This window comes from Streptomyces sp. NPDC005070 (assembly GCF_053600395.1).
The window spans coordinates 1-1414 of sequence record NZ_JBSFZS010000511.1; the positions used below are offsets into that span (position 1 = coordinate 1).

1 protein-coding gene is annotated in these 1414 nt (G+C 72.1%); it reads left to right on the forward strand.

The annotated features are described in order from the left end of the window. Positions 1-1414: polyketide synthase dehydratase domain-containing protein (locus ACWEBX_RS40690; RefSeq protein ID WP_451889721.1), on the forward strand; the 1414-nt coding region annotated here is incomplete at both ends.

Below are 1414 nucleotides of genomic sequence, written 5' to 3' on the forward strand. Positions count from 1 at the left end.
CGGCACGTCCGTGAAGCGGTCCGCTTCGCCGACGGTGTCCGGACTCTCCACGAGCTGGGCGTGACGGCGTTCGTGGAGATCGGTCCGGGCGGTGTCCTCAGCTCGCTCGTCCAGGGCTGCTTCGACGACGGTTCAGGCATCGTCACCGTTCCCGCCCTGCGCGCCGATCGCCCCGAGCGGTATGCGATCACTGCCGCCGTCGGGCAGTTGCACACCCACGGCATCTCGCCCGACTGGCAGGCGCTCTTCCCGGGTGCCCGCCGCGTCGACCTGCCGACCTACGCCTTCCAGCGCGAGCGCTACTGGCTCGACGTTCCCCAGGCGTCCGGTGACGTCCGGGCCGCCGGCCTGGGGGTGGCGGACCATCCGCTCCTCGGTGCCGCGATCGCGACGGCCGACAGCGACGGGGTCCTGCTCACCGGACTGCTTTCCCTCGAAACCCATCCCTGGCTCGCCGACCACGCCGTGAACGGGACCGTTCTGCTGCCCGGCACCGCGTTCGTCGAGTTGGCCATCCGGGCGGGCGACGAGACGGGGTGCGGATCGATCGAAGACCTCACCCTTGAACTTCCCCTGATGGTGCCCGAGCGCGGTGGCGTCACCCTTCAGGTGGCTGCCGGCCCGGAGGACGAGTCCGGCCGGCGGCAGCTGAGCGTGCACTCGCGCGTCGACGACGGTTCATGGCTGCGGCACGCGACGGGTGTGCTGTCCTCGGCAGAGGCACCGTACGCCGCGGACCTCGGCGCGTGGCCGCCGGCGGGCGCGGAGGCCGTCGACCTGACGGCGTTCTACGAGGGCATGGCTGCTGCGGGCCTGGACTACGGTCCGGTCTTCCAGGGCCTGCGCTCGGTGTGGCGAGGCGGGGACGACGTCTTCGCCGAGGTCGAGCTGCCGGACGAGTCGGCTGCCGAGGCGGCGGAGTTCGCCCTGCACCCGGCGCTGCTGGACGCCGCCCTGCACGCTCTGGCCGCCGGTGGGCTGGTGGTGCTGGACGAGGGCCCGGTCCTGCCGTTCGCTTGGTCCGGCGTCGTCGTGCAGGCTGCCGGTGCGGCGATGGTGCGGGTGAAACTGTCGCGGACGGCCACCGGTTCGGTGACGCTGGCCGTGGCCGATGGCACCGGTGCCCCGGTGGCCTCGGTCGAGTCGCTGTCGTTGCGGGCCGTCTCGGCGGAGCAACTGCGCGGTGCCGGTGGCGGCGATCAGCTGTTCACGCTGGAGTGGACGCCGTTCACCCTCCCCTCCGCCACTGACGCGCTGGTGATCGAGACCGTCGCGGACTTCGACGCACTGCGGGAGTCGGAAGGGGCACCGGACGTCGTCGTCGTTCCGTGCCGGGCGGGGTCCGGTACGGAGACCGCTGACCGGGTGCACGGCACTGCGGGTGAGGTTCTCGCGTTGTTGCAGTGGTGGTTGG